Here is a 25,942-nt window from a genome sequence, read left to right on the forward strand (position 1 = left end):
CGGTGAGGGTCCTCGACCGGCTGCGCTCCGTGCAGGCCCGCCTCGGTGCGGGCCTGCACGAGTTCTACGTGGCGCCCTACCGGCGCACCTTCGCCCGCGCCCAGCGCGACGAGGAGGACCTGTTCATGATGCTGGTCCTCTCCGAGGCCCTGGGCGTGCCCAACCCCGCCAGCTACTACACCGTGGAGCTGCTGCCCGTGGTCTACGACCGGTTCCACGACTGGCACCGGCGGATGGGCATGGAGCGCTCGCCCCTGGAGCACATCTCATGCTGCTAGAGCTCGCCGCCGCCCGCCGGGTCCTGTTCGTGGGCGGCAAGGGCGGCGTCGGCAAGACCGCCGTCGCCTCCGCCACCGCCCTCGCCCAGGCCCGCGCCGGCCGCCGGGTGCTCGTCGTCTCGACCGACCCCGCCCACAACCTCGGGCACCTGTGGGAGCGCCCGGTGGGGGACCGGATCACCCCGCTGGCCCGCGACCTCGGCGGCGGCGCCCTCGACGGCATCGAGGTGGACCCGGTCGCCACGACCGACGCCCACCTCGCCGCCGTGGGTGCCACCATCCGCCGGTTGATGCCCGAGCACCTCGCCGCCGAGGTCGACAAGCACATGGAGCTCGCCCGGGACTCGCCCGGCACCCACGAGTCGGCGGTGCTCGAGCGGATCGCGGAGCTCGTGGACACGGGCCTGGACGACTACGACCTCATCGTCTTCGACACCGCACCCTCCGGGCACACCGCCCGGCTCATGGCCCTGCCCGAGATCATGTCCGCCTGGACCGAGGGGCTGCTGCGGCGCCGCGGGAGGGCGGAGAAGTTCGGGGCCGCCCTGCGCGGTCTCGAGGACCGGGACGCCGCGAGCGAGAGCATCGTGGGCACCGGCCGGCCCCGGGACCCCCGCGAGGAGCGGGACCTCGAGATCCGGCGGATCCTGCTGCGCCGACGCGAGCGCTTCGAGGCGCTGCGCGAGGTGCTGGTGGACGCCGAGCGCTGCAGCTTCGTCATCGTCCTCGCGGCCGAGCGGCTGCCCGTCCTCGAGACCGTGGAGCTGCACGAGCAGCTGGTCCGCGCCGGCGTGCACGTGGGGGCCCTCGTGATCAACAAGCGCTCCCCGGCGGACGCCGGGGACTTCCTCGCCGGGCGGCGCGCGCTGGAGGAGGTTCACGTCGCCACCCTGCGCGGTGCCCTCCCGGGCGTCCCGCTGCTGCAGGTCCCCCTGCTGCCGGGGGACGTCGTGGGCCAGGAGGCGCTCGAGCGGTTCGGGGACGCGCTCGCCCAGGCTGATCTCAGGGCCACGTGACACGCTGACGCGCATGACCTCCACCGCGGACCGTCCGGACGCCGGGCGACGACGACGGGACCCCGCCGACCTCAGCTCCTGGATCCTCGCGGGCGTCGCCGCGACCGCTCTCGCCGTGGGCCTGGCCGAGCTGCTCGCCTGGGTGACCGGGCCGGTGGGCGCGCCCCTCACGGCGGTGGGCGGGGTGATCGTGGACGCGGTCCCGGCCCCGGTCAAGGACGCGGCGATCGCGCTGTTCGGCACCGCGGACAAGCTCGTGCTGCTGCTCGTCATGGCCGCCGGGCTCGTGGCGGTCGGCACGGGCATCGGGGCGGCCCAGCGCGCCACTCCGCCGATGGGCACGGTGCTGCTCGGCGTGCTGGGGCTCCTCGGGCTGCTGGCGGTGCTGACGCGGGCGGGGCCGACCGTGGCGGACACGGTCCCCGTCGTCGTCGGCACGGGGGCAGGGGCGCTCTTCCTGACGGTGCTCACCCGCCGCACCGCTCCCTCCGTCCGGTCCGGGCCCGCCCTCGACCGCCGCGGCTTCGTCCGGGTCTCCGCAGCCGCCGCCGTGCTGGGCGCCGCCGCCGGTGTCGCGGGACGCTGGGCGTCCGCGGCCGCGGCCCGGGCGCCCGCCGCCCGGGACCTGCTGCGGATCCCCGCCCCGGCCGTGCGGGACCCGGTCCCCGCCGGGGCCGACCTCGGCGTGGCGGACGTGGAGCCCTGGCTCACGCCCGCCGACGACTTCTACCGCATCGACACGGCCCTGTCCGTGCCGCGCATCGACGTGGACGCGTGGGAGCTGCGCCTCCACGGCATGGTGGAGCGCGAGCTGACGCTGCGCTTCGAGGACCTCACGGCCCGGCCGCTCGTCGAGCGGATCGTGACGCTGGCGTGCGTGTCCAACCCCGTGGGCGGCGACCTCGTGGGCAACGCGGTGTGGACCGGCGTGCCGATCCGGGACCTGCTCGCCGAGGCCGGGCCCTCCGCCGAGGCGGACATGGTGCTCTCGACCTCCGAGGACGGGTTCACGGCGAGCACCCCGCTCGAGGCCCTGACCGACCCCGGCCGGGACTCCCTGCTCGCGGTGACCATGAACGGGGAGCCGCTGCCGTTCGAGCACGGGTACCCCGTGCGGATGGTCGTGCCGGGGCTCTACGGCTACGTCTCGGCGACCAAGTGGGTCGTGGACCTCGAGGTCACCCGCTTCGACCGGGCGGAGGCGTACTGGACCTCGCGCGGCTGGACGGCCCGGGGACCGATCAAGATGTCCTCCCGCATCGAGGTGCCGGCCGAGGGCGGGCGCACGGAGGCCGGGCCCGCGGTCCTCGCCGGCACGGCCTGGGCCCAGCACACCGGGATCGCCGCCGTGCAGGTCAGCGTGGACGGGGGGCCGTGGCAGGACGCCGAGCTGGGCTCCGCGGGCACGGACGACACCTGGCGGCAGTGGGTCCTGCGCACCGACCTCCCGGGCGGCCGGCACACCGCGCGGGTGCGTGCCGTGGACCGGGACGGGACCGTCCAGACCGCCGAGCAGGCCCCGCCCGCCCCGGACGGCGCCTCCGGGTGGCACGAGCGGACCTTCACGGTGGCCTGACCGGCCCGTCCTGCGCTCCCTCCGCGCCGACCGCCGGGTCAGGGGCGGTCGGAGGCCGGGACCGGACCGGTGGAGGAGCGGACGACGAAGTGGGCCGGGAAGAGCTCGTTCGACGGTTCGCGGCTCCCTCCGGCCAGGTGCTCGAGGAGCCGCTCCACAGCGCGGGTGCCCTGCTGCCGGGCGTGCTGGTCCAGGGTCGTCAGGCCGAAGGCCTCCCCGATGGGATGGGCGTCGACGCCGATGACGGACAGGTCCCCGGGCACGGTGAGCCCGAGGTCCCGCGCCGCCAGGATCGTCCCGGCCGCCATCTCGTCGGACGAGGCGAAGATGGCGGTCGGGCGGTCGGCGGGGTCCGCCAGGAGGTTCTTGGCCTGCTGGTACGCGTCGGTGAACGTGTAGTCCGCGATGAGCGACCACGCGGCTTCCACGGCCAGCCCGGCGTCCGCCATCGCCCGCTCCCAGCCGTCCCGGCGGTCGCTGGACATGGGGAAGTAGCGCCTGCCCTCCTCGGCCCCGCCGAGGTGCGCGATCCGCCGGTGGCCCAGCCCGATGAGGTGCTGCGTCGCGCGGCGCCCGACGTCGAGGTCGTCGATGCTGATGGTGGGGGCCCCCACCAGGGGGCCCCCGACCCCGACGAGGGGGATGCCGGCGGAGAACAGCTGCTCGGTCTCCGCCGGGTCCAGGTGCAGGGACACCGCCACGGCCGCGTCCAGGCGCTTGCGCAGCAGGAAGTCGGTCAGGACGGTCTCCCGGTAGCGGTCCCCCTCGAAGTTGTAGAGGGTCAGGTCGTACCCGGCCTCCATGAGCGCGCCGGCCACTCCTTCGAGGACGGTGGAGAAGTACCACCGGTCGACGTGGGGGAGGACCACCCCGATGTTGCGGCTCCGGCCGCTCGCCAGGCTCGAGGCGTGGTAGGACACGACGAAGCCCAGTTCCTGCGCCGCCTCGCGGACCCGGGCCCGGGCGCGGGGCGAGACGTGCCCCTTGCCGCTGAGCGCGCGGGAGACGGTCGCGGTGGACACGCCCGCCCGCGCGGCGACGTCCTGGAGTCGGGGTGGGTTCATCGTCCGGTCGTCCCGGGGTCCTCCGTCTGCAGCCATGCGCACTCCTCCGGGTCCAGGATATGCGGCGCGGAGGCCGGGGACCCGCTGCGGAGCAGGACCGGCAGGTCCGGCAGCTCGACCGGGGCGGAGCCCGTGTTCAGCAGCACCAGGACGCCGTTGTTGACGAGCCCGAGACAGTCCGGGCCCGTGAGGTCCTCCGCCCACGCGAGCGAGCCCGAGCCGAGCCCGTGCTCGCGCCGCAGCGCCAGCGCGGAGCGGTAGAGGGACAGTGTGGACCCCGGGTCGTGGCGCTGCGCCTCGCGCGAGAGCTCCGCCCAGCCCGGGGGCTGCGGGAGCCAGGCCTCGCCCGTGGCGCTGTAGCCCAGGGACGCCCCGGTGCCGGTCCAGGGCAGCGGCACCCGGCAGCCGTCACGGCCGAGCCGGCGCCCGCCGGTCCGGTGGTAGGTCGGGTCCTGGCGGACGTCGTGGGGGAGGGTCGTGTGGTCCGGCAGGCCCAGCTCCTCCCCCTGGTACAGGTACACGCCGCCCGGCAGGCCGAGCATGAGCAGGGACGCGGCGCGCGCCCGCCGCGTGCCCAGCACGTGGTCCGGCTGCTCGTCCTCGGGCCCGCGGCCGTCGCCCGGGCGCGGGGAGTCCGCGGTCAGCGCCAGGCGGGTCGGGTGCCGCACGACGTCGTGGTTGGACAGCACCCAGGTGGTGGGGGCCCCGACCGCGTCGAACGCCTCGAGGGAGGAGGTGATGATCCGGCGCAGCTCCGCGGCGTCCCACGGCGCCGCCAGGTAGGAGAAGTTGAACGTCTGGTGCATCTGGTCGGGACGCACCCAGTCGGCCAGGCGGTCCAGCGGGTCCACGCTCGCCTCGGCGCAGAGGATCCGCTCGCCGTCGTACTCCGCGAGCACCTCGCGCCAGCGCCGGTAGATGTCGTGGATCTGCGGCTGCCCGAACATCGGGGCGTCGGTGAACGGGTAGCCCGGGATGCTCCCCCCGTCGGCCCGCCCGTCCCAGTCTGGGAGGCCCTCCGCCTTGATGAGCGCGTGCGCCACGTCCACCCGGAAGCCGGCGACGCCGCGGTCGAGCCAGAAGCGCAGCACCCGCTCGAACTCCTGGCGGACCAGCTCGTTGTCCCAGTTGAAGTCGGGCTGCGACGAGTCGAACAGGTGCAGGTACCACTGGCCGGGCTGCCCGTCGGACCCGGTCACCCGGGTCCAGGCCGGGCCCCCGAAGTGGGACTGCCAGTTGTTGGGGGGCAGCTGGCCGGCCGCGCCGCGGCCGTCCCGGAAGACGAACAGGTCGCGCTCCGGGGCGCCGGGACCCGCCGCGAGGGCCTGCCGGAACAGGAGGTGCTCCTGCGAGCAGTGGTTGGGCACCAGGTCGATGATCACCCTGACGGACAGGGCGTCCGCGGCCGAGACCAGCGCGTCGAAGTCCGCGAGGGTGCCGAAGGCGGGGTCGACGTCGCAGTAGTCGCTCACGTCGTAGCCGCCGTCGAGCTGCGGGGAGGGATAGAAGGGGGAGAGCCAGATCGCGTCGATGTCCAGCTCCGCCAGCTGTCCCAGCTCGGTGGTGATGCCGGCGAGGTCGCCGACGCCGTCCCCGTCGAGGTCCCGGAACGAGCGGGGATACACCTGGTAGATCACCGAGGAGCGCCACCACTTCGGCTCCTGGTCGCGGTCGTGGACGGGTGTGAGGCGCAGGGACTGCAGCGCACCGTAGGTCGTGGACATGCGGTCCATTGTAGGGCGGATCACTCCATACTGGAAGCGCTATCACATCCAGTGCCTTGACGAGGCTGTTGCTGTACCGGGTGTGGACAGTCTTGGTGGTAGCGCTTACAGTAGTGAGCCAGCTCACCTCCTGGGGTGAAGCCCCCGGTTGCAGCAGCCCGACCGACCCGCACCACCCCCGCAGACCGACGGCCGTCGCGACCGCGCGACCACGGAAGACATCGAGGAACCCCACCATGAAACACCTCCACCGGGCGGCCTGCGCCGTCGGTGCCGTGCTCCTGCTCGCGGGGTGCTCGGCGGCACCCACGGCCGGGGTCGCCGGCCTGGCCGGCGGGCCGGGCAGCATCAAGATCCAGGCGGGGTCCGACGAGATCCCCGCCCTCCAGCAGATCGCCGAGGAATTCACCGCCGACACCGGGGTGGAGGTGGAGTTCGTCCAGCGGGAGATCAACGCGCAGGCGATCTCCAACTTCATCTCCCAGTCGCCCACGGGGCAGGCCCCCGACATCATCGTCTCGCCGCACGACAACCTCGGGCAGCTGGCGTCCAACGGCGTCGTCGTCCCCGTGGAGATGGGGGACCGGGCGGAGGACTTCACCGAGAACGCACGGGAGGCCGTCGTCTACAACGGGGTGAGCTACGGGGTGCCGTATGCGATCGAGAACGTGGCGATGCTGCGCAACAACGAGCTCACCGCCCAAGAACCCGCCACGTTCGACGAGCTGCGGGCGATCGGGCACCGGCTCATGGAGGAGCGGGGCATCGAGTACCCCTTCACGGTGAGCCAGTCGCCCGAGGCCGGCGACCCGTACCATCTCTACGCCCTGCAGACCTCGTTCGGGGCCGAGGTGTTCGAGCGCACCGCGGAGGGGGAGTACACCGGCAACCTCACCATGGGGGGCGAGGACGGCAACGAGTTCGCCCGCTACCTGCAGGAGCTCGGAGCCTCCGGGGACCTGCGCACCTCCATGACCCCGGACATCGCCAAGGAGTCCTTCCTCGACGGCGAGTCCGCCTTCCACCTGGGCGGTCCGTGGGAGCTGACCGACGTCGAGGCCGCCGGGATGGACGTGAGCGTCCTGCCCGTGCCGCCGGCAGGGGACGAGGAGGCCCGCCCGTTCGTGGGCGTCCAGGCGTTCTTCGTCAACGCCAACGCGCAGAACCCGTTGGCGGCCCAGGACTTCGCCGCCAACTACCTCACGCGCCCCGAGGCGCAGACGGCCATGTACGAGAGCACGGGCCGGCCCCCCGCCAGCCAGGTGGCCGTCGACCGCATGCAGGGCGACCCGCTGCGCTCCGCCTACGCGGAGATCGCCGAGAAGGGTCTGCCCATGCCGGCCATCCCCGAGATGGGCGCGGTGTGGAGCTTCTGGGGCACGACGGAGAACGCCGTCGTGGACGGCCGCGGGGACCCCGTGGAGCTGTGGAACCGCATGATCGACAACATCGAAGGACAGATCTGATGAGCACGCGCACCCCCACCCGGGGCGGGACCGCCGCCCCCGGAGAGACCGGCGGGGGCGCCGGCCTCGGCGCCCCCCTCGAGCTCCAGCACGCCCACTCCCGCGGATTCGGCGTGGGCTTCGTGGTCAAACTGGTCTTGATGGCGCTGATCAACGCGTTCGGCCTCTTCGGCATCCTGGCGGCCTGGGCCGCCGGCAGCTGGGGCATCCTGGCCTTCCTCGTCGTCGCACTGATCGCAGCCGATCTCGTGTACTTCCTGCCGACCAGGAAGCTGCTGCCCGCGAAGTACCTGTTCCCCGGGCTGATCTTCCTGCTGGTGTTCCAGATCTTCGTGCTGATCTACACCGCCGCCACGGCGTTCACGAACTACGGCGACGGCCACAACGCCACGAAGGACGCGGCGATCACCCAGCTCACCACCACGTACGAGCAGCGGATCGAGGGCTCCGAGGCCTACCCGGTCACGGTGCTCGAGGGCGAGGGCGAGGGCGAGGGCGAGGGCGAGGACGGCCTGGCCCTGGCCACGGTGCGCGACGGCCAGGTGCTCGTGGGGGCGGCGGACCAGCCCCTGGCCCCGCTGGACGGCGCGACCACCGCCGATGGCCGGGTGTCCGAGGCGCCCGGCTACGAGCTCCTCGACTACGGGGGCGTCGTGGCGGCCGCCGGCGAGCTGGCGGACCTGCGGGTGCCCGTGGGCGAGCAGGAGGCCGAAGGCGTGCTGCGCACCGACGACGGCCGGACGGCCTACGCCTACGAGCCCACGCTCGTGCACGACGAGGCGGCCGACGCCATGGTCGCCGACGACGGCACCGTGTACGCGAACAACGGCGAGGGCGCGTTCGTCAGCGCCGAGGGCGAGGCCCTGCGGCCGGGCTGGCGGGTCTTCGTGGGCCTGGACAACTTCGGGGCGATCTTCGACCCGGAGGTCCTGGGCGGCCCGTTCGTCTCCGTGACCCTGTGGACCTTCGCCTTCGCGATCCTCTCGGTGGCGCTGACCTTCTTCCTGGGGCTGCTCCTGGCGATCCTGTTCAACGACGAGAAGCTGAGGTTCCGGAACGTCTACCGGGCCGTCATCTTCCTGCCGTACGCATTCCCCGCGTTCCTGTCCATCCTGATCTGGGCCGGTCTGCTCAACGCGGACTTCGGCTTCGTCAACCAGGTCCTGCTGGGCGGCGCCGGGGTGCCCTGGCTCGAGAATCCCTGGCTGGCCAAGCTCTCGCTGCTGCTGGTCAATCTCTGGCTGGGCTTCCCGTACATGTTCCTCGTGACCACCGGCGCCCTGCAGGCCATTCCCGGCGAGCTCTACGAGTCGGCCGAGATGGACGGTGCGGGGCCGGTGCGCCAGTTCGGGTCGATCACCCTGCCCATGCTCATGGTGGCCGTGGGCCCGCTGCTCATCGCGTCCTTCGCCATGAACTTCAACAACTTCAACGTGATCTACCTGCTCACCGGAGGCGGTCCCCAGGACCTGGAGTCCACCACAGGGGTGGGCGCCACGGACATCCTCATCTCGTTCGTCTACAAGATCGCGTTCGCCGGCGGCACCAACGACTACGGTCTGGCCTCCGCCCTGTCCATCCTCATCTTCATCATGGTGGCCGTCATCTCCGCGCTGACGTTCCGCCGCAGCAAGGCTCTCGAGGAGATCAGCTGACATGTCCACTCCCACCGCACCCACCCCGGGCGACCGCCCCGGCCCCGACGGCACGGACCGCGCCCCCTGGGCCGCCGCCGCGGCCGCGCCGTCCGCCGGAACCTCGACCACCCTCCAGCCGACGGACACGCTGCGGCCCCCGGGCGCAGCGCCCGGGGCTGCCCGGCCCCGCCGGCGCCGTCGCTCCGCCGGCGGCGGGTGGAAGCACCTCGCCGCGATCGCCGCGTGCGTCTTCGCCCTCTTCCCGCTGGTCTACGCCTTCTCGGCCTCGCTGTCCGCCTCGGGCTCCCTGCTCGGGTCCAACCAGCTGTTCTCGGACGTCACCGGCGCCAACTACACCAACCTGCTCAACGACCCGCAGAACCCCTACCTGACCTGGTTCGGGAACTCGCTGTTCGTCTCAGTCACCACGGCCGTGGGCACCGTGCTCATGGGCGCGGCCGCCGCCTACGCGTTCTCCCGGTTCCGCTTCCGCTCCCGCAAGGGCGGGCTGCTGGCCCTGCTGGTCATCCAGATGTTCCCCCAGCTGCTGGCGTTCGTGGCGATCTTCCTGCTGCTGTTCGCGATCTCCGGGGTCTACCCGTTCATGGGCCTGAACTCCCGGCTGGGACTCGTCGCCGTCTACCTGGGCGGGGCGCTGGGCGCCAACACGTTCCTGATGTACGGCTTCTTCAACACCATCCCCAAGGACCTCGACGAGGCCGCGGAGATCGACGGCGCCTCGCACGCCCAGATCTACTGGACGATGATCCTGCCGCTGGTGACCCCCATCCTCGTGGTGGTCGGGATGCTGTCCTTCATCGCGTCCTTCTCGGACTTCCTGCTGGCCCAGATCGTGCTCCAGGACCCGGACAAGTACACGCTGGCCGTGGGGCTGTACCAGTTCGTCTCCGTGCAGTTCGGGGAGAACTGGGGCGTCTTCACCGCCGGGGCGATCCTGGCGGCGATCCCGGTGGTCGCGCTGTTCCTGTTCCTCCAGCGCTACATCGTCTCCGGGCTCACCGGCGGCGCCGTGAAGGGCTGACCGCCCGCCCGGCACCTGCGCCGAACCCACCGGTCCGGCCCGGGGGACGGGTCCTGTCATGATGGGGCAGGACGGGCGACGGGCAGAACGGGAGGTGGCACGCGGTGACGCTGGTGGACAACGTGGTGTACGTGGAGGGCCGGCGCACGTCGACCCCGGAGGACCTCGACGAGACCTACGCGGCGCTTCGCGGGCGCGGCGGGATGGCCTGGATCGGTCTCTACCGCCCCGAGCCGGCCGAGGTGCAGTCCGTGGCCGCGGAGTTCCGGCTGCACGACCTCGCGGTGGAGGACGCCCTGAAGGGCCACCAGCGCGCCAAGCTGGAGCGCTTCGGGGACACCCTCTTCGTGGTGCTGCGCCCGGCCCGCTACCTGGACGACGTGGAGAAGGTCGAGTTCGGGGAGCTGCACGTGTTCGTGGGCCGCGACTTCGTGGTCACGGTCCGCCACGCCGAGTCCCCCGACCTGGCCGCGGTCCGGCGCCGGCTGGAGGCCGCGCCGGAGTTGCTGGGCACGGGCCCGCAGGCGGTGCTGTACGGGATCCTGGACGAGGTGGTCGACGGCTACGCCCCCGTGGTCGCGGGGCTCGAGAACGACATCGACGAGATCGAGGACGAGATCTTCGGCGCGGACCGGGACGTCTCCCGCCGCGTCTACGAGCTCTCCCGGGAGGTCATCGAGTTCCAGCGTGCCGTCCACCCGCTGGTGGCCATGCTGGAGGCCCTGCAGCACGGGGCGGAGAAGTACGGGCTCGACCTCGAGCTGCAGCAGCGGCTGCGGGACGTGCAGGACCACGCCATCCGGGTGGCCGAGCGCGCGGACGCGTTCCGGGTGCTCCTGCAGAACGCCCTCACGGTGCACGCGACCCTGGTGGGGCAGCGGCAGAACGACGAGATGCAGCGGCTCACCGAGTCGGCCCTCGCGCAGAGCGAGGAGGTCAAGCGGATCTCCTCCTGGGCCGCGATCCTCTTCGCCCCGACCCTGGTGGGCACGGTGTACGGGATGAACTTCGAGCACATGCCCGAGCTCGCGTGGCCGCTGGGCTACCCGCTCGCGCTGCTGGCCATGCTGGGCATGGGGGTGGCCCTCTACGGGGTGTTCAAGTGGAAGCGGTGGCTCTGAGCGGCACGGGTCGACCTCCGCGGCGCCCCTCCCTGCGGGCTGCTCAGATGCTGTTGCGCATCGCCCGGATCCCCACGGTCAGGCCCAGGGCGGCCAGCACGACCGCCGCGAGGGCGCCGGCGGCCACGGCCGGATCGCCGAACTGGCCGTTGAACAGGGCCCGCTCGGCGTCGACCATGTAGGTGAGCGGGTTGAACCGCGAGAGCACCTGCATCCACCCCGGACCGGCCTCGAGCGGCAGGAGCATCCCGGAGAGCAGCATGAGCGGGAACAGCAGCCCCTGCTGCACGGTCCAGAACATCCAGTCCCGGTTCCGGGAGACGATGGCGAGGGCGTAGCTCAGCGCCCCGAGCCCCACCCCGAAGACCGCGAGGATCGCCAGGCCCACCACCATGCCGGGCAGGGACGGGCGGAAGCCGAAGAACGCGGCTACCCCGGAGAGCACCAGCGCCTGCAGGACCAGCGGCACCATCTCCTTGCACGCGCGCCCCACCATGAGCGCGGAGCGGGTCACCGGCGCCACGAGCATCCGCTCGTGCGCCCCGGACTGGATCTCGAACAGCAGGTTCGAGCCGGTCATCGCGGTGCCGAACAGCGCGATCATCACCACGATGCCCGGCACGAACCACTGGAACGCCTGGTCGAGGGGCAGCCCGGTCATCCCGCCCAGGAGCGGGCCGAAGAAGGCCAGGAACATCAGCGGCTGCATGAGCGAGAACACCAGGCTGAAGGGGTCCCGGACCACGGGCCGGAGCTCGCGGACGAAGACGCTGACGGAGTCGTGCAGGATCCCTGCCGGGCGGGCCCGGTCGGTGCCGCCGGGGGACTCGCCGGTGGTCGGAACGGCGGTCATCGGGGTGCTCCCGCGCTCGTGGCCTCGGCGGCCGGGTCGGTCTCGGACGCGTCGGCCCGCTCCTCGCGCAGGCTCCGGCCGGTGAGCCGGAGGAAGACGTCGTCGAGGGTCGGGCGGGTCAGCTCGGCGGTCCGCACGGCGTGGCCGGCCCGGTCGAGCTCGCGCAGCAGGGCGGACAGCACGCGCTCGCCGTGCTCGACCGCGACGACCACGCGGGTGCCCTCCCCGGCGGGGACCGCCTCCGGCTCGGCGCCGCCGGCCCCCGCCGCGGCGGCCGCGCGCCGGACGGCCGCCGCGGCGGCGGGCGGGTCGGCGTCCAGGGTGAGGGCGATCCGGTCGCCGGCCAGGTCCGTCTTGAGCCGGGACGCGGTGTCGTCGGCGATGATCCGTCCCCGGTCCACGACCATGACCCGCTCGGCGAACTGGTCGGCCTCGTCGAGGTAGTGGGTGGTAAGGAACAGCGTGGTCCCGTAGCGGCGGCGCAGCTCGAGGATGTGCTCCCACAGGTGCGCGCGGGACTGCGGGTCCAGCCCGGTCGTGGGCTCGTCGAGGAAGAGCAGCTGGGGGCCGGGGATCAGTCCCAGGGCGATGTCCACGCGGCGGCGCTGGCCGCCGGAGAGCTTCATCGTGGGCCGGCGGACGAGGTCGCCGAGGCCGAGGGCCTCCACGAGCTCGTCCACGCGGCGCCGCGTCTCCGCCCGGCTCAGCCCGTACAGGGCGCCCTGGCTGAGCAGCTCGTCGCGGACCCGCTGGTACTGCCCGGCCCCGTTCTTCTGCCCGATGTAGCCGATGCGGGCGCGCACCTCGGCCGGCTGCCGGGCGACATCGAACCCGCACACGGTGGCGGAGCCGCCGGTGGGCCGCAGCAGCGTGGTGAGCATGCGCAGCGAGGTCGACTTGCCCGCGCCGTTGGGCCCGAGGAACGCGGTCAGCGTGCCGGGCGCCACGTCCATGGTCAGGTCGGCCACCGCTTCGACGGTCCGGCCGCCGGGCCCGCGGAAGCTCTTGCTCAGCCCGCGGGCGCTGATGATGGGTGGGGTGCTCATGGGTCCACGGTAGAGCGCATTCAGGCCAGCAGCTGTCCGCAGGGGGGCGTAGATTGCGGGTCATGTCCGATCCGACGTCGCGGGTGCTCCGGCTGCTCTCCCTGCTGCAGACCCACCGCTACTGGTCCGGGCCCGAGCTCGCCGAGCGGCTGACGGTCTCCGAGCGGACGCTGCGCCGGGACATCGACCGGCTGCGCGAGCTCGGCTACGAGGTCACGGCCCGCCCCGGCACGGCGGGCGGGTACCAGCTCGCCGGCGGCACCAGCATCCCGCCGCTGCTGCTCGACGACGACGAGGCCGTGGCCATCGCCGTGGGGCTGCGCACCGCCGCGGTGCACGGCGTCGGCGACGGCGAGCAGACGTCGCTGAGCGCCCTGGCCAAGGTCCAGCAGGTGCTGCCGCGGCACCTGCGCCGCCGGGTCGCCGCGCTGCAGGCGCACACCGTCCCGGTGGCCCGCACGGACGCGCACGTGGCCACCGAGGTCCTCGCCCAGCTCGCCCTGGCCTGCCGCGACCACGAACGGGTGCGCTTCCGCTACGTCGACCGGCAGGGCCGGGAGAGCGCCCGGCTGGTCGAGCCGCACTCCCTGGTCCCGCGGGACCGGTGGTGGTACCTCGTGGCCTGGGACGCAGACCGCGCCGACTGGCGCACGTTCCGCATCGACCGGCTGCGGAAGCCGGCGGGCACCGCCGTGCGCGTCGCGCCGCGGGAGCTGCCCGCCGCGGACGCCGCCGAGTTCGTGCTGGCCGCCCACGGCGCGGCCGCCGCGCGGCACGAGCTGACGGTGCGGATGACCGTGGGCCTGGACCGGGTCCGGGAGCACTTCGGGCCGTGGGCGGCCACGGCGGTGCAGGGTCCCGGGGACACCGTCGACTGGACCGTCACGGGCGGCTCGGTCCCGGAGCTGCTGATGGCGCTGCCCTGGATCCCCGCGGACGTGCCGTGGCGGCTGCTGTGCTCGGACGAGGTGGCCGAGGCCGTGCGCGGGTTCCGGGACCGCCTCGGCGACGCCCTGGACGGCCCGTCGCTCTCGGCCTCCAGCGGGCCGGGGGAACCCAGCCCTTAGAGTCGTGGACGTGACCGTCCAGACCACCGCCCTCGACCCCGCGCGGGTCCGGCGCGCCCGGATCGCGGTGTCCGCGTTCTTCCTCACCAACGGGGCCCTCTACGCCAACCTGCTGCCGCGCCTGCCGGAGGTCAAGGACGCGTTCGGGCTCTCCAACACCCTCTACGGCCTGCTGGTCGTGGCGTTCCCGCTCGGGGCGATCCTCGTGGGCGCCCTCCCCGCCCGGGCGATCCGCCGCTTCGGCTCCGGCCGCGTGGCGGCCCTGGGCACCGTGCTGCTCTCCGTGTGCCTCGCGGCCGCCGGAGCCGGGGCGGGCCTGGGCGCCGGCACGGGGCTGGGCGCGGGGGTGTTCCTCACGGCGATGTTCCTGGGCGGCGCCCTGGACGCCCACGTGGACACCGCCCAGAACGCCCAGGGAATGGAGGTCCAGCGTGCCCGCGGCCGCTCGATCATCAACTCCCTGCACGCCCTGTGGAGCCTGGGCGCCGTGGTCGGCGGGCTCATGGGCACCGCGGCGCTGGCCCTCGGGGTGCCCCTGGGGTGGCACCTGCCGGCGAGCGGGCTCGTGTGGAGCGCGGTCGCCCTCGTGGCGCTGCGCGCCGCGCTGAGCCCGGCCGAGGGGCAGGAGCTGCGCACGGTCCGCTCGGACGACCCGCCGCCGGAGGACCCGCTGCCGGACGGCACAACGACGACGGGCCCCGGCACCACCGGCTCCCGGCCGAACCCCGGCCCCGGGCCCGCCGGGACGGGGCGGCGGTCGGCGGGGCGCATCGTCGTCGTCAGCCTCCTGCCCGTGGCCGTGATCGCGATGGCCGGGGTGATGGTCGAGGACGCCGGGCAGAATTGGTCGGCCGTGTACCTGAACGCCGAGCTGGGCGCCCCGCTGGCCACTGCGGGGCTCGGACTCGTGGCGCTCATGGCGGCGCAGTTCGTGGGCCGGATGCTCGGCGACCCCATGACCGACCGCTGGGGCCGGGCCGCGGTGGTCCGCGCCGGCGCCGCCCTGAGCGCGGCCGGGATGCTGCTCGTGGTCCTCGCCCCGGCGCCGGGCCCGGCCGTCGCGGGCTTCGCACTGGCCGGGTTCGGCTGCGCCACGCTCGTGCCCGCGGCCTTCCACGCCGCCGACGACATCCCCGGGCTGCGGACCGGGACGGGCCTGGCCCTGGTCAGCTGGCTGATGCGGATCAGCTTCCTCGGTCTGTCCCCTGCCGTCGGGGTGCTCTCCGACGCCGTGGGGCTGCGGGCGGCGCTGCTCGTGGTCCCGGTCTTCGCGCTCGTAGCGGCCCTGATGGCCGGCGTCCTCCGGGAGCGCCGGACCCCCTGACCTGGGGCTCCACACCCCCACACCCCCGCACCCCGCGCGCCGAGTCCCCCGTGTGGTCGCAGTTCCCCCGGATCGGTCGGGGGGAACTGCGAGCACACGGGGGACTCAACGGGGTCGGCTGGTGGGGAGCAAGGCAAGGCAAGGCAGGGCAGGGAAGTGTGTCAGCCGTTCCACTGGGTCAGCTGCGCGAAGACCAGGAACAGCGCGCTCAGCACCACCCAGATGCCGAACAGCGGGAGGAAGAACCGGACCCACTTCTCCCACCGCACGCCGCCGATCGCGAGGGCGGCCATGAAGTACCCGGAGGTGGGGTAGAGGATGTTGGACGGACCGTCGCCCAGCTGATAGGCAAGCACGGACGTCTGGCGGGTGACACCGACCAGGTCGGCCAGCGGCGCCATGATCGGCATGGTCACCACGGCCTGGCCGCTGCCCGAGGGGACCACGAAGTTGAAGAGGGTCTGCACCGCGAACATGCCCAGCGCCGCGAGCGCGGCGGGCAGCGCGTCCACGGCGTTGCCGAGGGCGTGGACGACGGTGTCCAGGATGTTGCCGTCCTCCAGCACCACGGCGACGGAGCGGGCGACGCCCACGATGATCGCGCCCTCGAGCACGTCCCGCATGCCCTCGGTGAAGGCGGCGCAAACCTCGTTGACGGACAGGCCCGCCACGAGCCCGACGACGACCGACAGGACGATGAACATCCCGGCCATCTCGAGGAAGAACCAGCCCTGGGTGAGCACGCCCCACACCAGCACGCCGACGATCGGCGCGGAGGTGAGCAGCGCGGCGCCCTGGCGCCGGGTGAGGACGAGGGGCTCGCCGGAGTGCCCGTCGGCGTAGAGGCGGCGCTTCTCCGCCTCGGCCGGCTCGTCGTGCAGCAGGCCCCGCTCCGGGGAGCGGCTGATCCTCCGGGCGTAGCGCATGACGTACACGGAGCCGGTGACGACCAGGGCCAGGAGCACGAGGAGACGGAGACCGAGTCCGGAGAAGGGCTCCAGACCCGCGATCTGCTGGCCCAGCCCCGTGTTGATGGGGTTGAGGACGCCCGCCGTGAAGCCGGCGGTGGTGCCCACGAGGGCGACGGCGACGGCGGTCAGGGAGTCGTAGCCGAGGGCGATCATGACCGGCAGGATCACCGGGATGTAGACGAGGGCGAGCTCCTGGGTGCCGATCAGCGAGGCGATCACGGCGAAGGCGGTGATGAGCACGGGGATCAGCAGCGTCCGCCGGGACGCGAAGCGCCGGCTGGTGCGGTCGAGGGCGGCCTCGATGATGCCCGTGCGCCGGAGCACCATGAACGTCCCGCCGATGACGAACGTGAAGAACACGACCTCCGAGGCGTCGACGAGTCCCCGCGGGATCGCGGTGACGAAGTCGACGAGGGAGGTCGGCGAGGACTCGACGGCGCCGTAGCTGGACGGGTCGATCATCTCGCGGTCGTCCGGTCCGAGGACGCGTTCGTACCGGCTGGCCGGCACGAGGTAGGTGGCCAGGGCGGCGAGTCCGGACAGGACGAAGAGCACCACGTACACGTGGGGCATCCGGAACCGCGGGCGCTCGCCGGCCGGTCGCCGGTCGAGCGGGGTGGTTGTGGTGGCCATGGGAGTTCCTTCGGTGGCGCGGGAGGAGGGCGACAGCCACGGTATGGAACCCGCGTTTCATCGACGACGCCACAAGATGTCGGAATCGTTTAATGCAACTAGGCTTGTGCTGGAACGATCGTTTCATCCGGGCGGGGCACCCCGGAGGTTGCTCACCCCGGCTATCCTGGGGTGACCATGTTCCACCACTTCTTCCTCTGACGGGTTCCGGATCCCGCCGCGCGTCCGCCGCGGCGGTCCGTCGTCCTGCCCGCCCGTCCCCTCGTCAGGAGCCCCGGCCGTCCGGCCGCGCGCGGCTCCGCACCCCGGAGGAAGCATGTCCGCCGTTCCCGTCCACCGTCCCGCCGTGCCCGCGGGCGAGCACGCCCAGCTGACCGCCACCGGGATCCGCCTGGTCCGCGGCTCCCGCACCGTCCTGGACGGGCTCGACCTCACGATCACCCCCACCACCCGCCTCGGCGTGGTGGGGGAGAACGGCCGCGGCAAGACCTCGCTGCTGGAGGTGCTCTCGGGCGCCCTCCTCCCGGACGCCGGCACCGTCCGCCGCACCGGCACGCTCGCCGTGGTCGACCAGGAGCTGCCCGTGCCGCCCGAGGGCACCGTGGGGGACCTCCTGGACCTCGAGCTCACCGCCGAGCACGCCGCGGTGGCGCAGGTCGAGGCCGCCGCCCGGGCCCTCGCCGCGGACCGGCCGGGCGCCCCGGAGCAGTACGCGCAGGCGCTGGCGGTCGCCCAGGCCCTCGACGCCTGGGACGCCGACCGACGGGTGGGTCTCGCCCTGCAGGCCCTGCACGCCGTGTCCGACCGCTCCCGGGTGCTCGGCACCCTCTCGGTGGGCCAGCGCTACCGGGTGCGCCTGGCCTGTCTGCTCGGCACCGTCCACGACCTCCTGCTGCTGGACGAGCCCACCAACCACCTCGACGCCGCGGGGCTGGCCCACCTGGGGGCGGCGCTGCGGGAGTTCCGCGGCGGCGTGGTCCTGGTCAGCCACGACCGGCGGCTGCTGGGCCAGGTCGTGGACACCGTCCTGGACCTGGACCCCAGCCGGGACGGACGCCCGCGGTGGTACGGCGGAGGGGTGGCGGGCTGGCGCGCCGGCCGGACCGCCGAGCGCTCGCGGTGGATCCACGACCACCGGGAGCAGCAGGCCGAGCACGCCCGGCTGGCCGGGAACCTCCAGCGCGCCCGCTCCCGCCTGGTCGACGGATGGCGCCCGGACAAGGGCACCGGCAAGCACACCCGCGCCACCCGCGCGCCGGGGCTCGTCCGCTCGGTGCACCGCCGGCAGGAGGACCTCGAGCGGCACCGCGTGGACGTCCCCGAGCCCCCGCTGGAGCTGTCGGTGCCGGAGCTGCCGGCGCTGCCCGGCGTCGAGCTGGTGCGCGCCGAGGGCGTCGCGGTCACGGGTCGGCTGCTCCGGCCCGTCGACGTGGTGCTGGAGTCCGGGGACCGGCTGGTCGTCGCAGGCCCCAACGGGGCGGGCAAGTCCACCCTGCTGCAGGTGCTCGCCGGTGCGCTGGCTCCTGACGCGGGGCGGCGCGCCGCCGCCCCCGGGGCGCGGATCGGCCACCTGCTGCAGGACGGGGTCCGGCACGGGGCGCGCTCGGCCCAGGAGGTCTACGAGCAGGAGCTCGTCCGGCTCGTGCTCGCGGACCGGCTGGCCGAGCACGAGGTGGCCCCCCTGGAGTCCCTGGGTCTGCTGGCGGCGCGGGACCGCGGACGCCCCGTGGCGGAGCTGTCGGCCGGGCAGCGGCGGCGCCTCGAGCTGGCCGTGGTGCTGGCGTCCCGGCCGCACGTGCTGCTGCTGGACGAACCGACCAACCACCTCTCGATCGCCCTCGTGGACGAGCTCACCGAGGCCCTCGCCGCCACGGCCGCGGCCGTGGTGCTGACCACTCACGACCGGCAGCTCCTGCGGGACACGAAGGGCTGGTCGCGGCTGAGCCTGTGACGGCCCCGCCGTGGGCGGGGGCAGGAAGGGGGCGGCCCCGGACCGCGGAGCAGAGGGGCGGTCGGACGCCGTCACAGAGGGGCGTGGAGACGTCACACCTCCTGATTCCATATACCCCCTGGGGTATGATGTCGTCGGCGTCACCACAGACCGTCGAGCCGCGCGATCCCGCCGGGCTGCTCCTCCCAAGATGGAGAACGGATCATGCACCAGAGACTGATCGTCCCGGCCGCTGCGGTGCTCCTCGTGACGGCCATCAGCGCCTGCGGCCCGCAAGCTTCCCCGCCGACCGGGGGCGGCACCGTCCCGACGTCGAGCCCGTCGAGCTCGGCGACGGCGCAGCCCGGAACGGCGCCCGCCTCGGGTGCTGCCGGGGCGGTCCCCTCGGTGCCGACTCCTCCGGCCCCGGCCCACCCCGTGGCCGCGGCCGCGTGGGAGGCCCTGATGTCCCCCGAGGGCGAGTACGCCGCTTCGGCGCAGTACCGGGCGGTCGTCGACGAGTTCGGACCCGTCGAGCCGTACGCGAGCATCCAGGCCGCCGAGGAGCAGCACGTCGACGCCCTGACCCGCCAGCTGGAGCGGCTCGGTGTCACGGTCCCGCCGAACCCCTACACCGCGCGGATCCCCGCGCCCACCGACCTCGAGGCCGCCGCCACCGCCTGGGCGGCCTGGGAGGCCGACAACATCGCGCTCTACGACCGACTGCTGGAGGAGGTCCGCGGGGACGAACCCCTGACCCGCGTCTTCACCAACCTGCGCAGCGCCTCCCAGGAGATCCACCTGCCGACGTTCGAGGCGGCGGCGGCCAACGGGGGCCGGCTCACCCCGGAGCAGATGCGGGTCCTGGGCCACGGCTGACCCGTCGCTCCTCCTGCGGGAGGAGTGCGCCGTGGTCGCCCGCGGGCCGTCCGCCGCCTCCCGCACGGATCGGCTCCGGCCGCCTCGTCCTGTCCGGTCGGGCCTGACCTCCCCCGGAGACCGCGCCCGCCCCTAGACTGCCGAGCAGGGGGCGCGTGAGCCGCGTCACCGCACCGGGAGTGCCGAGGAGGACACCATGAGGATCCGCGCCGCCGTCGTCGAGGGGATCGGGGCCCCGTTCGAGCTGGAGGACGTCGAGCTCGCCGAACCCGGCCGCGGGGAGGCGCTGGTCCGGATCGTCGCGACCGGGGTCTGCCACACCGACGCCATCACCCGTGCGGGCGACATGCCGCTGCCGCTGCCGGGGATCCTGGGCCACGAGGGCGCGGGGATCGTGGAGCGGGTCGGCGAGGGCGTCAGCGCCGTCGTGCCCGGCGACCGGGTCGTCATCGGGTGGCCCTCGTGCGGAGCGTGCCGCAACTGCCTGGACGGGCAGCCCCGCTACTGCGCCCGGACCGGGGAGGCTCTCGTCTCGGGCCGCCGCTTCCGGGGCGAGGACGCAGGGACCTCGGCCTACACACGGGCGGACGGCTCAAAGGTCTCCGGGCACTTCTTCGGCCAGTCGTCCTTCGCGACCCACTCGATCGTCCTCGCCGACGCCCTCGTGAAGGCTCCCGACGACGTGCCGCTCGAGCTGCTCGGACCCCTGGCCTGCGGGCTGGGCACGGGCGCCGGCGCGGTGCTCAACGAGGCCCGCCCGGGGCCGGGCTCGTCCCTGGTGGTCTTCGGCGTCGGGGCCGTGGGACTGGCCGCGATCATGGCCGCCCGCTGCACCGCCGCCACCACGGTCGTCGCCGTGGACCTGCACGACTCCCGGCTCGAGCTGGCCACCCGCTACGGGGCCACCCACGTCATCAACTCCCGGGACACGGACGTGGTCGCGGAGGTCGCCCGGATCACGGGCGGCGCCGCCGACTACGCCTTCGAGTGCACCGGGGTGGTCCCCGTGGTGGAACAGGCCGCGGACTGCGTGGGCATGCTGGGCACGCTCGTGCTCATCGGCGGCGCGCCCGCCCAGGCGCGCTTCAGCCTCGACCACATGCACGCGCTGTGGGGCAAGCGGATCGTCGGGGTCCTAGGCGGCGGCAGCCGCAGCGGAAAGTTCATCCCCGCCCTGATCGACCTCCACCGGCAGGGGCGGTTCCCGTTCGACGAGCTGGTGCGCTTCTACGAGCTCGACGAGATCGAACAGGCCCTCGCCGACAGCGGGTCCGGCGACGTGGTCAAGCCCGTCATCCGCATGCCCCGGTGACGCGGCGCCCCCACCGCCGCGGCGGGTCCGGCGGGCACGGGCACCCGGTTCAGTCGATCCGCAGCTCGTGGACGCCGCGCTCGAGGCCGCGCTCCACCGCGGCGATGACGTCGTCCACGTTGTGCCCCGGCGGCAGCCGGGGCGGCAGGCCGGTGAGCGCCCGGTCCACGAGCCCGGTGTCCATGTGCGGCAGCCGGGCGTCCACCACCGCGATCCGACGACGGCGCAGCTCCCGCCGCAGCGACCCCAGCCACGAGGCCATGGCCGCCTTGCTGGCGGCATAGCCTGCCATCCCGGCCAGCGGCAGCTCCGCGACCACTCCGGTGAGGACCGCGATCGCGCCGCCGTCCGCGACGTGGGGCAGGGCCGCCCGGATGACGGCCATGGGGCCGAGGGCGTTGACCTCGAACAGCTCCTCCACGACGGCCTCGTCCTCGTCGGCCGCGGGGCCGAACGCGGCGATCCCGGTGGCGATCACCACGGCGTCGAGCCCGCCGAGCTCCTCGGCCGCGCGGCGCACCACCTCCGCCGCCTCGTCGTGGTCCACGAGGTCGAGGGCGTGGGCCGCGCGCAGGCCGAGACCGCGCCGCAGCTCCTCCGCGGCGGAGGCGGAGCGGCCCGTCACCACGATGTCGGTGGTGCGCTCCCTCAGCCGTTCGCACAGCCGCTGTCCGAGGACGCCGGTCGCCCCCACCACGAGGATCCTCGCGCCGTTCAGGTCCATGGCCCCACTCCTGTCCCCGGTGCGGCCTCGGAGCGGGCCGTGCCCCGAGCGTACCCAGGCTCTCCGACAGCGCCCAGGAATTTGCGATCCCACAACGATCGCCGGGTGCCCGCCGTCCGCCGTTGCCGACCGCGAACCGGGCGGCGTAGCCTGCAGTCCTCGGAGCCGGGCCGGGCGCACGCCCGGGGCGCTGGTGCTCCGCGATCGGGGGGCCGTCCACATGTCACCGACCACGTCACGACCGACCCGGGCGCTGGGCGCGGCCGCCGCGGCCCTGTTCCTCCTGGCCTCCTGCGGCACCCCGTCCGGCGGGGACCCCTCCGCCGAGGGCACGAGCCCGGCCGCGTCGCTGGCCGCCACGGTGGCGGAGTCCCCGGGTGGGCCGGGCACGGTGCCCGCCTCGGCGGGCACCGCCGACCCGGACCAGGGTCCGACGGCGGGCCCGGCCGCTGACCCGGTCGCGAGCCCGACCACCGGCCCCGCCGAGGACTCGACGGGCACTCCCACCGCGAGCCCCACGGCGGGCCCCGCGGCGAGCCCGGCGCCCGCTCCCATCGAGCTCGTGACCAACTCCGGCACGGCCGCCGACGCCGCCTTCGCCTTCGAGCTGCCCGCGACGTGGAGCGTGGACGGGGACTTCTCGGACGTCGGCGGCACGGTGACGGTGCTCGGGCCGGACGGTGCTCCCGTCGGCCACCTGTCGGTCCTCATCGCCTGGGGCGCCGAGTGCGGCCCCGACTGCTCGATGCCGCCGGTGGCCCACCTCGGGGACGTCCCGGGGAGCGTGCCCCTGTCCAGCAGCGGGGAGTTCGTGGTGCGCTCCGTGGCCATGGACCTGACGTCCGCGCCCGAACTGCGCAACGCGTACGGCTGGCCGGACGCCGTGCGGCTCGTGACCTCGCTGACCGATGCGGACGCCCCTCCGCCCACCACGATGCTGCCGCACGTCCTGTACGGCCTGGGGCTGGTCGAGACCGGGGTGGTCGCGCCCAACGGCATCACCTACCGGACGGTCATCTTCAGCTCGGTCCACGACTTCCCCACGCTCGAGGCCGCCCGGGAGTACGCCGGATCGGAGCAGCACCGGCAGGTCGAGGCGATGATCGCCTCCTTCCGCGCCTGAGTGCCCGAGAGACCGCGCCGCGCGCCGTGGACCACGCCGTGCCAGGGGCGAGGCGGCACGGAACCTCCTACGCGGAGTCGTCGCGCGGGGCGTACCCCATGCGCCGGCTGACCCGCAGGCCCGCCTCCTTGAGGTCGTCGACGATGTCGGCCATGTGCTGCTCCGTGAACCGGAACGCCGGTCCCGAGACGCTGATCGAGGCGATGACCGTGCCGAGATGGTCCCGCACGGGCACGGCGACGGAGTTCAGCCCGATCTCGAACTCCTCGCACACGGTGGCGTAGCCCCGGGCGGCCACCTCGATCAGCTGCCGTTCCAGCTGCTTCTTCGACGTGATCGTGCGTGCGGTGAGGGCCGGCATGCCCTGGTCGCGGAGGACGTGGGCCCTCTCGTCGGACGGCAGCCCCGCCAGCAGCACCTTCCCGCTGGACGTGGCGTGCAGGGGGGTCAGGCTGCCGATCCAGTCGTGGGTCGCGACCGAGGAGGGGCCCATCTCCTGGTCCACGTTGACGGCGTGGCCCTCCCGCAGGACCGCCAGGTTGACCGTCTCGGAGTGGGTCCGAGCCAGGCCACGGACCTCGTCGCGCGCCTCGGCCACCACGCTCAGCCGGCCGGGGATCGCGTGCGCCAGCCGCAGGATACCGAAACCGAGCTGATACGGGCTCCCGTCGCTCGGATGGTGCACGAGGCCCCGGGACTCCAGGGCGCCGAGCAGCCGTGAGGCAGTGGACTTGTGCACCCCCAGCTCCGTGGCCACCTCGGTCACCGTGGAACCACCGGTCCGGGCGAGGACCTCGAGCACGGTGATGGCCCGGTCGACGGACTGGACACCGCCCGGGGTCACCCCGTCCGAGCTGGGCTGCTCCGATGCGACGTCGACAGTGGATGAGGGTCTGGGGGCTTTTGGGGACATGACCCCATGGTAGTCAGTCGTCATTTCAGCACTTCGTCCGCTCTGTCTGTTCCGTCCGAGAACTGCCCGTCCGCCCGAGGAGGGCCGGTCCCGGTGGGAGGCTGCCCCGCGACCTGCGTGCTGGGCCGGGGCACACCCCGGCCCAGCACGGCTGCCCTCACGAGCGGCTTGCCCCCTTCTTGCGGACCTGGCCGTTCTCCTGGCCGTCCACCCGGGCGTAGATCGGCTGACCGGCGGCCGTGGCGTCCACGGCCTGGAACTGGGCCGTGGGCGGATCCGAGCTCTCCTGGGTGACCAGGGTGAACTTCTGGTGCCCGTACTCGTCCACGGCCGTGCGGATGGCCCGCCGCATCACGGAGTCCGACAAACGCTGGCGCAACCACATCGGGTCCGCCCGCAGGTCGCGGGTCAGGGCGATGCACAGGACGAACATCACGAGGACGAACGGCAGCGCGGCGACGATGGTGAGCCGCTGCAGACCGCTCAGCGCCTCCGCGGGAGTATCACCGCCGGCCAGGAGCATGACGGCCGCGACCCCTCCCATCAACACGCCCCAGAAGATCACGACGGGCTTGGACGGCTCGAGGCTGCCCCGGGAGCTGAGGGAGCCCATCACGATGGATGCCGAGTCGGCCCCGGTGACGAAGAAGATGGCGGTGAGCACCATGGCCAGCACTGCCAGGCCGATGGTCAGCGCCTGCGGCGTGCCGAGGTTGTTGAACATGTCGTAGATCGCGCCGTCGAAGGAGATGGTGGGGACGCCGTCGACGACCGTGGCGATCCCGTCGCCGGGGTCGGGGGTCGCGTTCGCCGCCTGCTGGATGTGGATCGCGCTGCCGCCGAAGACGGCGAACCACAGCAGGGACACCAGGGAGGGCACCAGCAGCACGCCGGTGACGAACTGGCGGATGGTGCGGCCGCGGCTGATGCGAGCGATGAACATGCCCACGAACGGCGTCCAGGAGATCCACCAGGCCCAGTAGAAGATGGTCCAACTGGACAGCCACGCCCGCATCTCCTCGCCACCGGAGGCCTCCGTGCGGGCGGCCATCTCCGGGAGCTGCTGGAGGTAGGAGCCGATCGCGTTGGGGATGAGGTTGAGGATGAACAGGGTGGGTCCCACGACGAAGACGATGAGGGCCATGACCACCGCGAGCACCATGTTGGTGTTGGCCAGGAACTGGATGCCGCGCTCGATGCCCGACACCGCCGAGGCCACGAAGCAGAACGTGAGCACCGCGATGATGAGCACGAGCATCGGGGTGGCCACCTCGCCCACGACTCCGTTGAACTGCAGGCCGCTGCCGATCTGGAGCGCACCCAGCCCGAGCGAGGCCGCGGAGCCGAAGAGCGTGGCGAAGATGGCCAGGATGTTGATGACCTTGCCCCCGACGCCGTCGACCGCCCGCCGCCCGAACAGGGACACGAACGCCTCGGAGAGCAGGTTCTTGCGGCCCAGGCGGAAGGTGCCGTAGGCGATGGCGATGCCGAGGACCGCGTACATGGCCCAGGGGTGCAGCGTCCAGTGGAACAGCGACGTGGCCATGGCCGTCTCGATGGCTTCAGCCGTGCCGGCGTCCACCGTGGCCGGTGGCGGGGAGATGTAGTAGAAGAGGGGCTCGGCGACGCCGTAGAACATCAGACCGATGCCCATGCCGCACGCGAACATCATGGAGATCCACGAGACGGTCCTGAACTCGGGCCGTTCGCCGTCCTTGCCCAGCGGGATGTTGCCGAACCGTCCCAGGGCCAGCCACAGGACGTAGGCGACGAACAGGGAGGACATCAGCACGAAGATCCACCCGGTGTTCTCCAGGACCCAGCCCAGCGCCGTGGTCGAGACGGTGGACAGGTTGTCCGTGGCGACGAAGCCCCAGACCACGAAGGCGACGACCAGGGCGCCGGTCACGCCGAAGATCACCTTGTCCAGCCCCTCGAAATCGCCCCGGAGCGAGCTGCGCCGTTTCCGGACCCCCTCCCTGAGCTCGCCGAGGATCTGGGTCTCCTCGGCCTCCGCCTCGTGGAGGTGCGTCGTGTCGTCGACGGGACAGGCCGGCGGGGCTTCCGCGTCCGACGACGGACCCGGTGACGGATTCTCAGTGCTCATCGTGATCCCCTCCCGGGAACAGGTGCTGCGGCCCGGTCCCGGAGGACCGGCGTGGCGCCGTCCCGACGACGTCGCCGATCTTGTCGGTGATCCAGTCGTGGAAGGCGCCGATGTGGTGTTCGGAGGGGACGAGGAC

The 25,942-nt window shown here is 73.4% G+C and carries 21 protein-coding genes; 13 read left to right on the plus strand and 8 right to left on the minus strand.

Annotation, left to right across the window (positions count from 1 at the left end; all coding sequences use genetic code 11):
* Positions 1–2: 2 nt before the first annotated feature.
* Genes RF647_RS14095 through RF647_RS14105 form a run of 3 tightly spaced genes read left to right on the plus strand, consistent with a single transcriptional unit; the run spans position 3 to position 2,870 of the window.
* Complete coding sequence (locus tag RF647_RS14095) at positions 3–278, plus strand: cory-CC-star protein (RefSeq protein ID WP_368812259.1); 276 nt, start codon at positions 3–5, stop codon at positions 276–278.
* Complete coding sequence (locus tag RF647_RS14100) at positions 269–1,294, plus strand: ArsA family ATPase (protein WP_368812260.1); 1,026 nt, start codon at positions 269–271, stop codon at positions 1,292–1,294. The genes RF647_RS14095 and RF647_RS14100 overlap by 10 nt, the downstream gene beginning before the upstream one ends.
* A 13-nt stretch (positions 1,295–1,307) precedes the next feature.
* Entirely contained in the window at positions 1,308–2,870 is a 1,563-nt protein-coding gene (locus tag RF647_RS14105; RefSeq protein ID WP_368812261.1) for a molybdopterin-dependent oxidoreductase, read from the plus strand.
* A 38-nt stretch (positions 2,871–2,908) separates the two neighbouring features.
* Here the strand turns inward: RF647_RS14105 and RF647_RS14110 are convergent, their stop codons facing one another.
* Positions 2,909–3,970, minus strand: coding sequence for a LacI family DNA-binding transcriptional regulator (locus RF647_RS14110; RefSeq protein WP_368812262.1), 1,062 nt, complete (start codon positions 3,968–3,970; stop codon positions 2,909–2,911).
* Positions 3,931–5,658, minus strand: coding sequence for an alpha-amylase family glycosyl hydrolase (locus tag RF647_RS14115; protein ID WP_368812263.1), 1,728 nt, complete (start codon positions 5,656–5,658; stop codon positions 3,931–3,933). Before RF647_RS14115 ends, RF647_RS14110 begins: the two co-directional genes overlap by 40 nt.
* Positions 5,659–5,894: 236 nt before the next feature.
* Between RF647_RS14115 and RF647_RS14120 the strand changes: the two genes are divergently transcribed.
* The 4 genes from RF647_RS14120 (at position 5,895) to RF647_RS14135 (ending at position 10,924) form a co-directional block, all read left to right on the plus strand.
* Positions 5,895–7,124, plus strand: coding sequence for an extracellular solute-binding protein (locus RF647_RS14120; RefSeq protein ID WP_368812264.1), 1,230 nt, complete (start codon positions 5,895–5,897; stop codon positions 7,122–7,124).
* A complete protein-coding gene (locus tag RF647_RS14125; RefSeq protein ID WP_368812265.1) occupies positions 7,124–8,779 on the plus strand; it encodes an ABC transporter permease subunit in 1,656 nt (551 codons plus the stop codon). The genes RF647_RS14120 and RF647_RS14125 overlap by 1 nt, the downstream gene beginning before the upstream one ends.
* 1 nt (position 8,780) lies before the next feature.
* Entirely contained in the window at positions 8,781–9,803 is a 1,023-nt protein-coding gene (locus tag RF647_RS14130; protein WP_229588538.1) for a sugar ABC transporter permease, read from the plus strand.
* Positions 9,804–9,907: 104 nt separating this feature from the next.
* Positions 9,908–10,924 (plus strand): magnesium and cobalt transport protein CorA, encoded by a 1,017-nt coding sequence (locus RF647_RS14135; RefSeq protein ID WP_368795379.1) that lies wholly within the window; start codon positions 9,908–9,910, stop codon positions 10,922–10,924.
* A gap of 43 nt (positions 10,925–10,967) precedes the next feature.
* Here RF647_RS14135 and RF647_RS14140 read toward each other — a convergent pair whose 3' ends face one another.
* The gene (locus tag RF647_RS14140; protein WP_368812266.1) at positions 10,968–11,777 is read right to left on the minus strand and encodes an ABC transporter permease; all 810 of its coding nucleotides are present in this window, start codon (positions 11,775–11,777) and stop codon (positions 10,968–10,970) included.
* Positions 11,774–12,823, minus strand: a complete 1,050-nt coding sequence (locus RF647_RS14145; protein ID WP_368812267.1) for an ATP-binding cassette domain-containing protein — start codon at positions 12,821–12,823, stop codon at positions 11,774–11,776. Before RF647_RS14145 ends, RF647_RS14140 begins: the two co-directional genes overlap by 4 nt.
* 62 nt (positions 12,824–12,885) lie before the next feature.
* Between RF647_RS14145 and RF647_RS14150 the strand changes: the two genes are divergently transcribed.
* Positions 12,886–13,890 carry a helix-turn-helix transcriptional regulator gene (locus tag RF647_RS14150; protein ID WP_368812268.1) on the plus strand — a complete coding sequence of 335 codons (1,005 nt, stop codon included), beginning with the start codon at positions 12,886–12,888 and terminating at the stop codon, positions 13,888–13,890.
* A 10-nt stretch (positions 13,891–13,900) separates the two neighbouring features.
* Positions 13,901–15,214, plus strand: coding sequence for an MFS transporter (locus RF647_RS14155; RefSeq protein ID WP_368812269.1), 1,314 nt, complete (start codon positions 13,901–13,903; stop codon positions 15,212–15,214).
* Between the two features lie 161 nt (positions 15,215–15,375).
* Here the strand turns inward: RF647_RS14155 and RF647_RS14160 are convergent, their stop codons facing one another.
* Positions 15,376–16,818, minus strand: a complete 1,443-nt coding sequence (locus RF647_RS14160) for a YfcC family protein (RefSeq protein WP_368812270.1) — start codon at positions 16,816–16,818, stop codon at positions 15,376–15,378.
* A gap of 316 nt (positions 16,819–17,134) precedes the next feature.
* On the opposite strand from RF647_RS14160, the gene RF647_RS14165 reads away from it, so the two are divergent.
* From RF647_RS14165 to RF647_RS14175, 3 genes are all read left to right on the plus strand, one after another.
* Positions 17,135–18,769 carry an ATP-binding cassette domain-containing protein gene (locus tag RF647_RS14165; protein WP_368812271.1) on the plus strand — a complete coding sequence of 545 codons (1,635 nt, stop codon included), beginning with the start codon at positions 17,135–17,137 and terminating at the stop codon, positions 18,767–18,769.
* Between the two features lie 204 nt (positions 18,770–18,973).
* A complete protein-coding gene (locus tag RF647_RS14170; protein WP_368812272.1) occupies positions 18,974–19,627 on the plus strand; it encodes a hypothetical protein in 654 nt (217 codons plus the stop codon).
* Between the two features lie 196 nt (positions 19,628–19,823).
* Positions 19,824–20,939 carry an NAD(P)-dependent alcohol dehydrogenase gene (locus tag RF647_RS14175; protein ID WP_368812273.1) on the plus strand — a complete coding sequence of 372 codons (1,116 nt, stop codon included), beginning with the start codon at positions 19,824–19,826 and terminating at the stop codon, positions 20,937–20,939.
* A 49-nt stretch (positions 20,940–20,988) separates the two neighbouring features.
* On the opposite strand, the gene RF647_RS14180 is transcribed toward RF647_RS14175, so the two are convergent.
* Positions 20,989–21,663: an SDR family NAD(P)-dependent oxidoreductase gene (locus tag RF647_RS14180; protein WP_368812274.1), complete on the minus strand. Its 675-nt coding sequence runs from the start codon at positions 21,661–21,663 to the stop codon at positions 20,989–20,991.
* A 220-nt stretch (positions 21,664–21,883) separates the two neighbouring features.
* On the opposite strand from RF647_RS14180, the gene RF647_RS14185 reads away from it, so the two are divergent.
* Complete coding sequence (locus tag RF647_RS14185) at positions 21,884–22,786, plus strand: hypothetical protein (protein ID WP_368812275.1); 903 nt, start codon at positions 21,884–21,886, stop codon at positions 22,784–22,786.
* Between the two features lie 67 nt (positions 22,787–22,853).
* On the opposite strand, the gene RF647_RS14190 is transcribed toward RF647_RS14185, so the two are convergent.
* Positions 22,854–23,699, minus strand: coding sequence for an IclR family transcriptional regulator (locus RF647_RS14190; RefSeq protein ID WP_368812276.1), 846 nt, complete (start codon positions 23,697–23,699; stop codon positions 22,854–22,856).
* A gap of 157 nt (positions 23,700–23,856) precedes the next feature.
* Positions 23,857–25,806: a BCCT family transporter gene (locus RF647_RS14195; RefSeq protein ID WP_368812277.1), complete on the minus strand. Its 1,950-nt coding sequence runs from the start codon at positions 25,804–25,806 to the stop codon at positions 23,857–23,859.
* Positions 25,807–25,942 lie beyond the last annotated feature (136 nt).

The organism is Kocuria sp. CPCC 205263 (assembly GCF_040981075.1).
Classification (GTDB): domain Bacteria; phylum Actinomycetota; class Actinomycetes; order Actinomycetales; family Micrococcaceae; genus Kocuria; species Kocuria rosea.

Excerpts from the sequence above, each read along its gene's own strand:
- RF647_RS14100 (WP_368812260.1), top strand. The coding sequence starts at position 269 with ATGCTGCTAGAGCTCGCCGCCGCCCGCCGGGTCCTGTTCGTGGGCGGC.
- RF647_RS14105 (WP_368812261.1), top strand. The coding sequence starts at position 1,308 with ATGACCTCCACCGCGGACCGTCCGGACGCCGGGCGACGACGACGGGAC.
- RF647_RS14110 (WP_368812262.1), bottom strand. The coding sequence starts at position 3,970 with ATGGCTGCAGACGGAGGACCCCGGGACGACCGGACGATGAACCCACCC.
- RF647_RS14115 (WP_368812263.1), bottom strand. The coding sequence starts at position 5,658 with ATGTCCACGACCTACGGTGCGCTGCAGTCCCTGCGCCTCACACCCGTC.
- RF647_RS14120 (WP_368812264.1), top strand. The coding sequence starts at position 5,895 with ATGAAACACCTCCACCGGGCGGCCTGCGCCGTCGGTGCCGTGCTCCTG.
- RF647_RS14125 (WP_368812265.1), top strand. The coding sequence starts at position 7,124 with ATGAGCACGCGCACCCCCACCCGGGGCGGGACCGCCGCCCCCGGAGAG.
- RF647_RS14130 (WP_229588538.1), top strand. The coding sequence starts at position 8,781 with ATGTCCACTCCCACCGCACCCACCCCGGGCGACCGCCCCGGCCCCGAC.
- RF647_RS14140 (WP_368812266.1), bottom strand. The coding sequence starts at position 11,777 with ATGACCGCCGTTCCGACCACCGGCGAGTCCCCCGGCGGCACCGACCGG.
- RF647_RS14145 (WP_368812267.1), bottom strand. The coding sequence starts at position 12,823 with ATGAGCACCCCACCCATCATCAGCGCCCGCGGGCTGAGCAAGAGCTTC.
- RF647_RS14150 (WP_368812268.1), top strand. The coding sequence starts at position 12,886 with ATGTCCGATCCGACGTCGCGGGTGCTCCGGCTGCTCTCCCTGCTGCAG.
- RF647_RS14160 (WP_368812270.1), bottom strand. The coding sequence starts at position 16,818 with ATGGCCACCACAACCACCCCGCTCGACCGGCGACCGGCCGGCGAGCGC.
- RF647_RS14165 (WP_368812271.1), top strand. The coding sequence starts at position 17,135 with ATGTCCGCCGTTCCCGTCCACCGTCCCGCCGTGCCCGCGGGCGAGCAC.
- RF647_RS14170 (WP_368812272.1), top strand. The coding sequence starts at position 18,974 with ATGCACCAGAGACTGATCGTCCCGGCCGCTGCGGTGCTCCTCGTGACG.
- RF647_RS14175 (WP_368812273.1), top strand. The coding sequence starts at position 19,824 with ATGAGGATCCGCGCCGCCGTCGTCGAGGGGATCGGGGCCCCGTTCGAG.
- RF647_RS14180 (WP_368812274.1), bottom strand. The coding sequence starts at position 21,663 with ATGGACCTGAACGGCGCGAGGATCCTCGTGGTGGGGGCGACCGGCGTC.
- RF647_RS14185 (WP_368812275.1), top strand. The coding sequence starts at position 21,884 with ATGTCACCGACCACGTCACGACCGACCCGGGCGCTGGGCGCGGCCGCC.
- RF647_RS14190 (WP_368812276.1), bottom strand. The coding sequence starts at position 23,699 with ATGTCCCCAAAAGCCCCCAGACCCTCATCCACTGTCGACGTCGCATCG.
- RF647_RS14195 (WP_368812277.1), bottom strand. The coding sequence starts at position 25,806 with ATGAGCACTGAGAATCCGTCACCGGGTCCGTCGTCGGACGCGGAAGCC.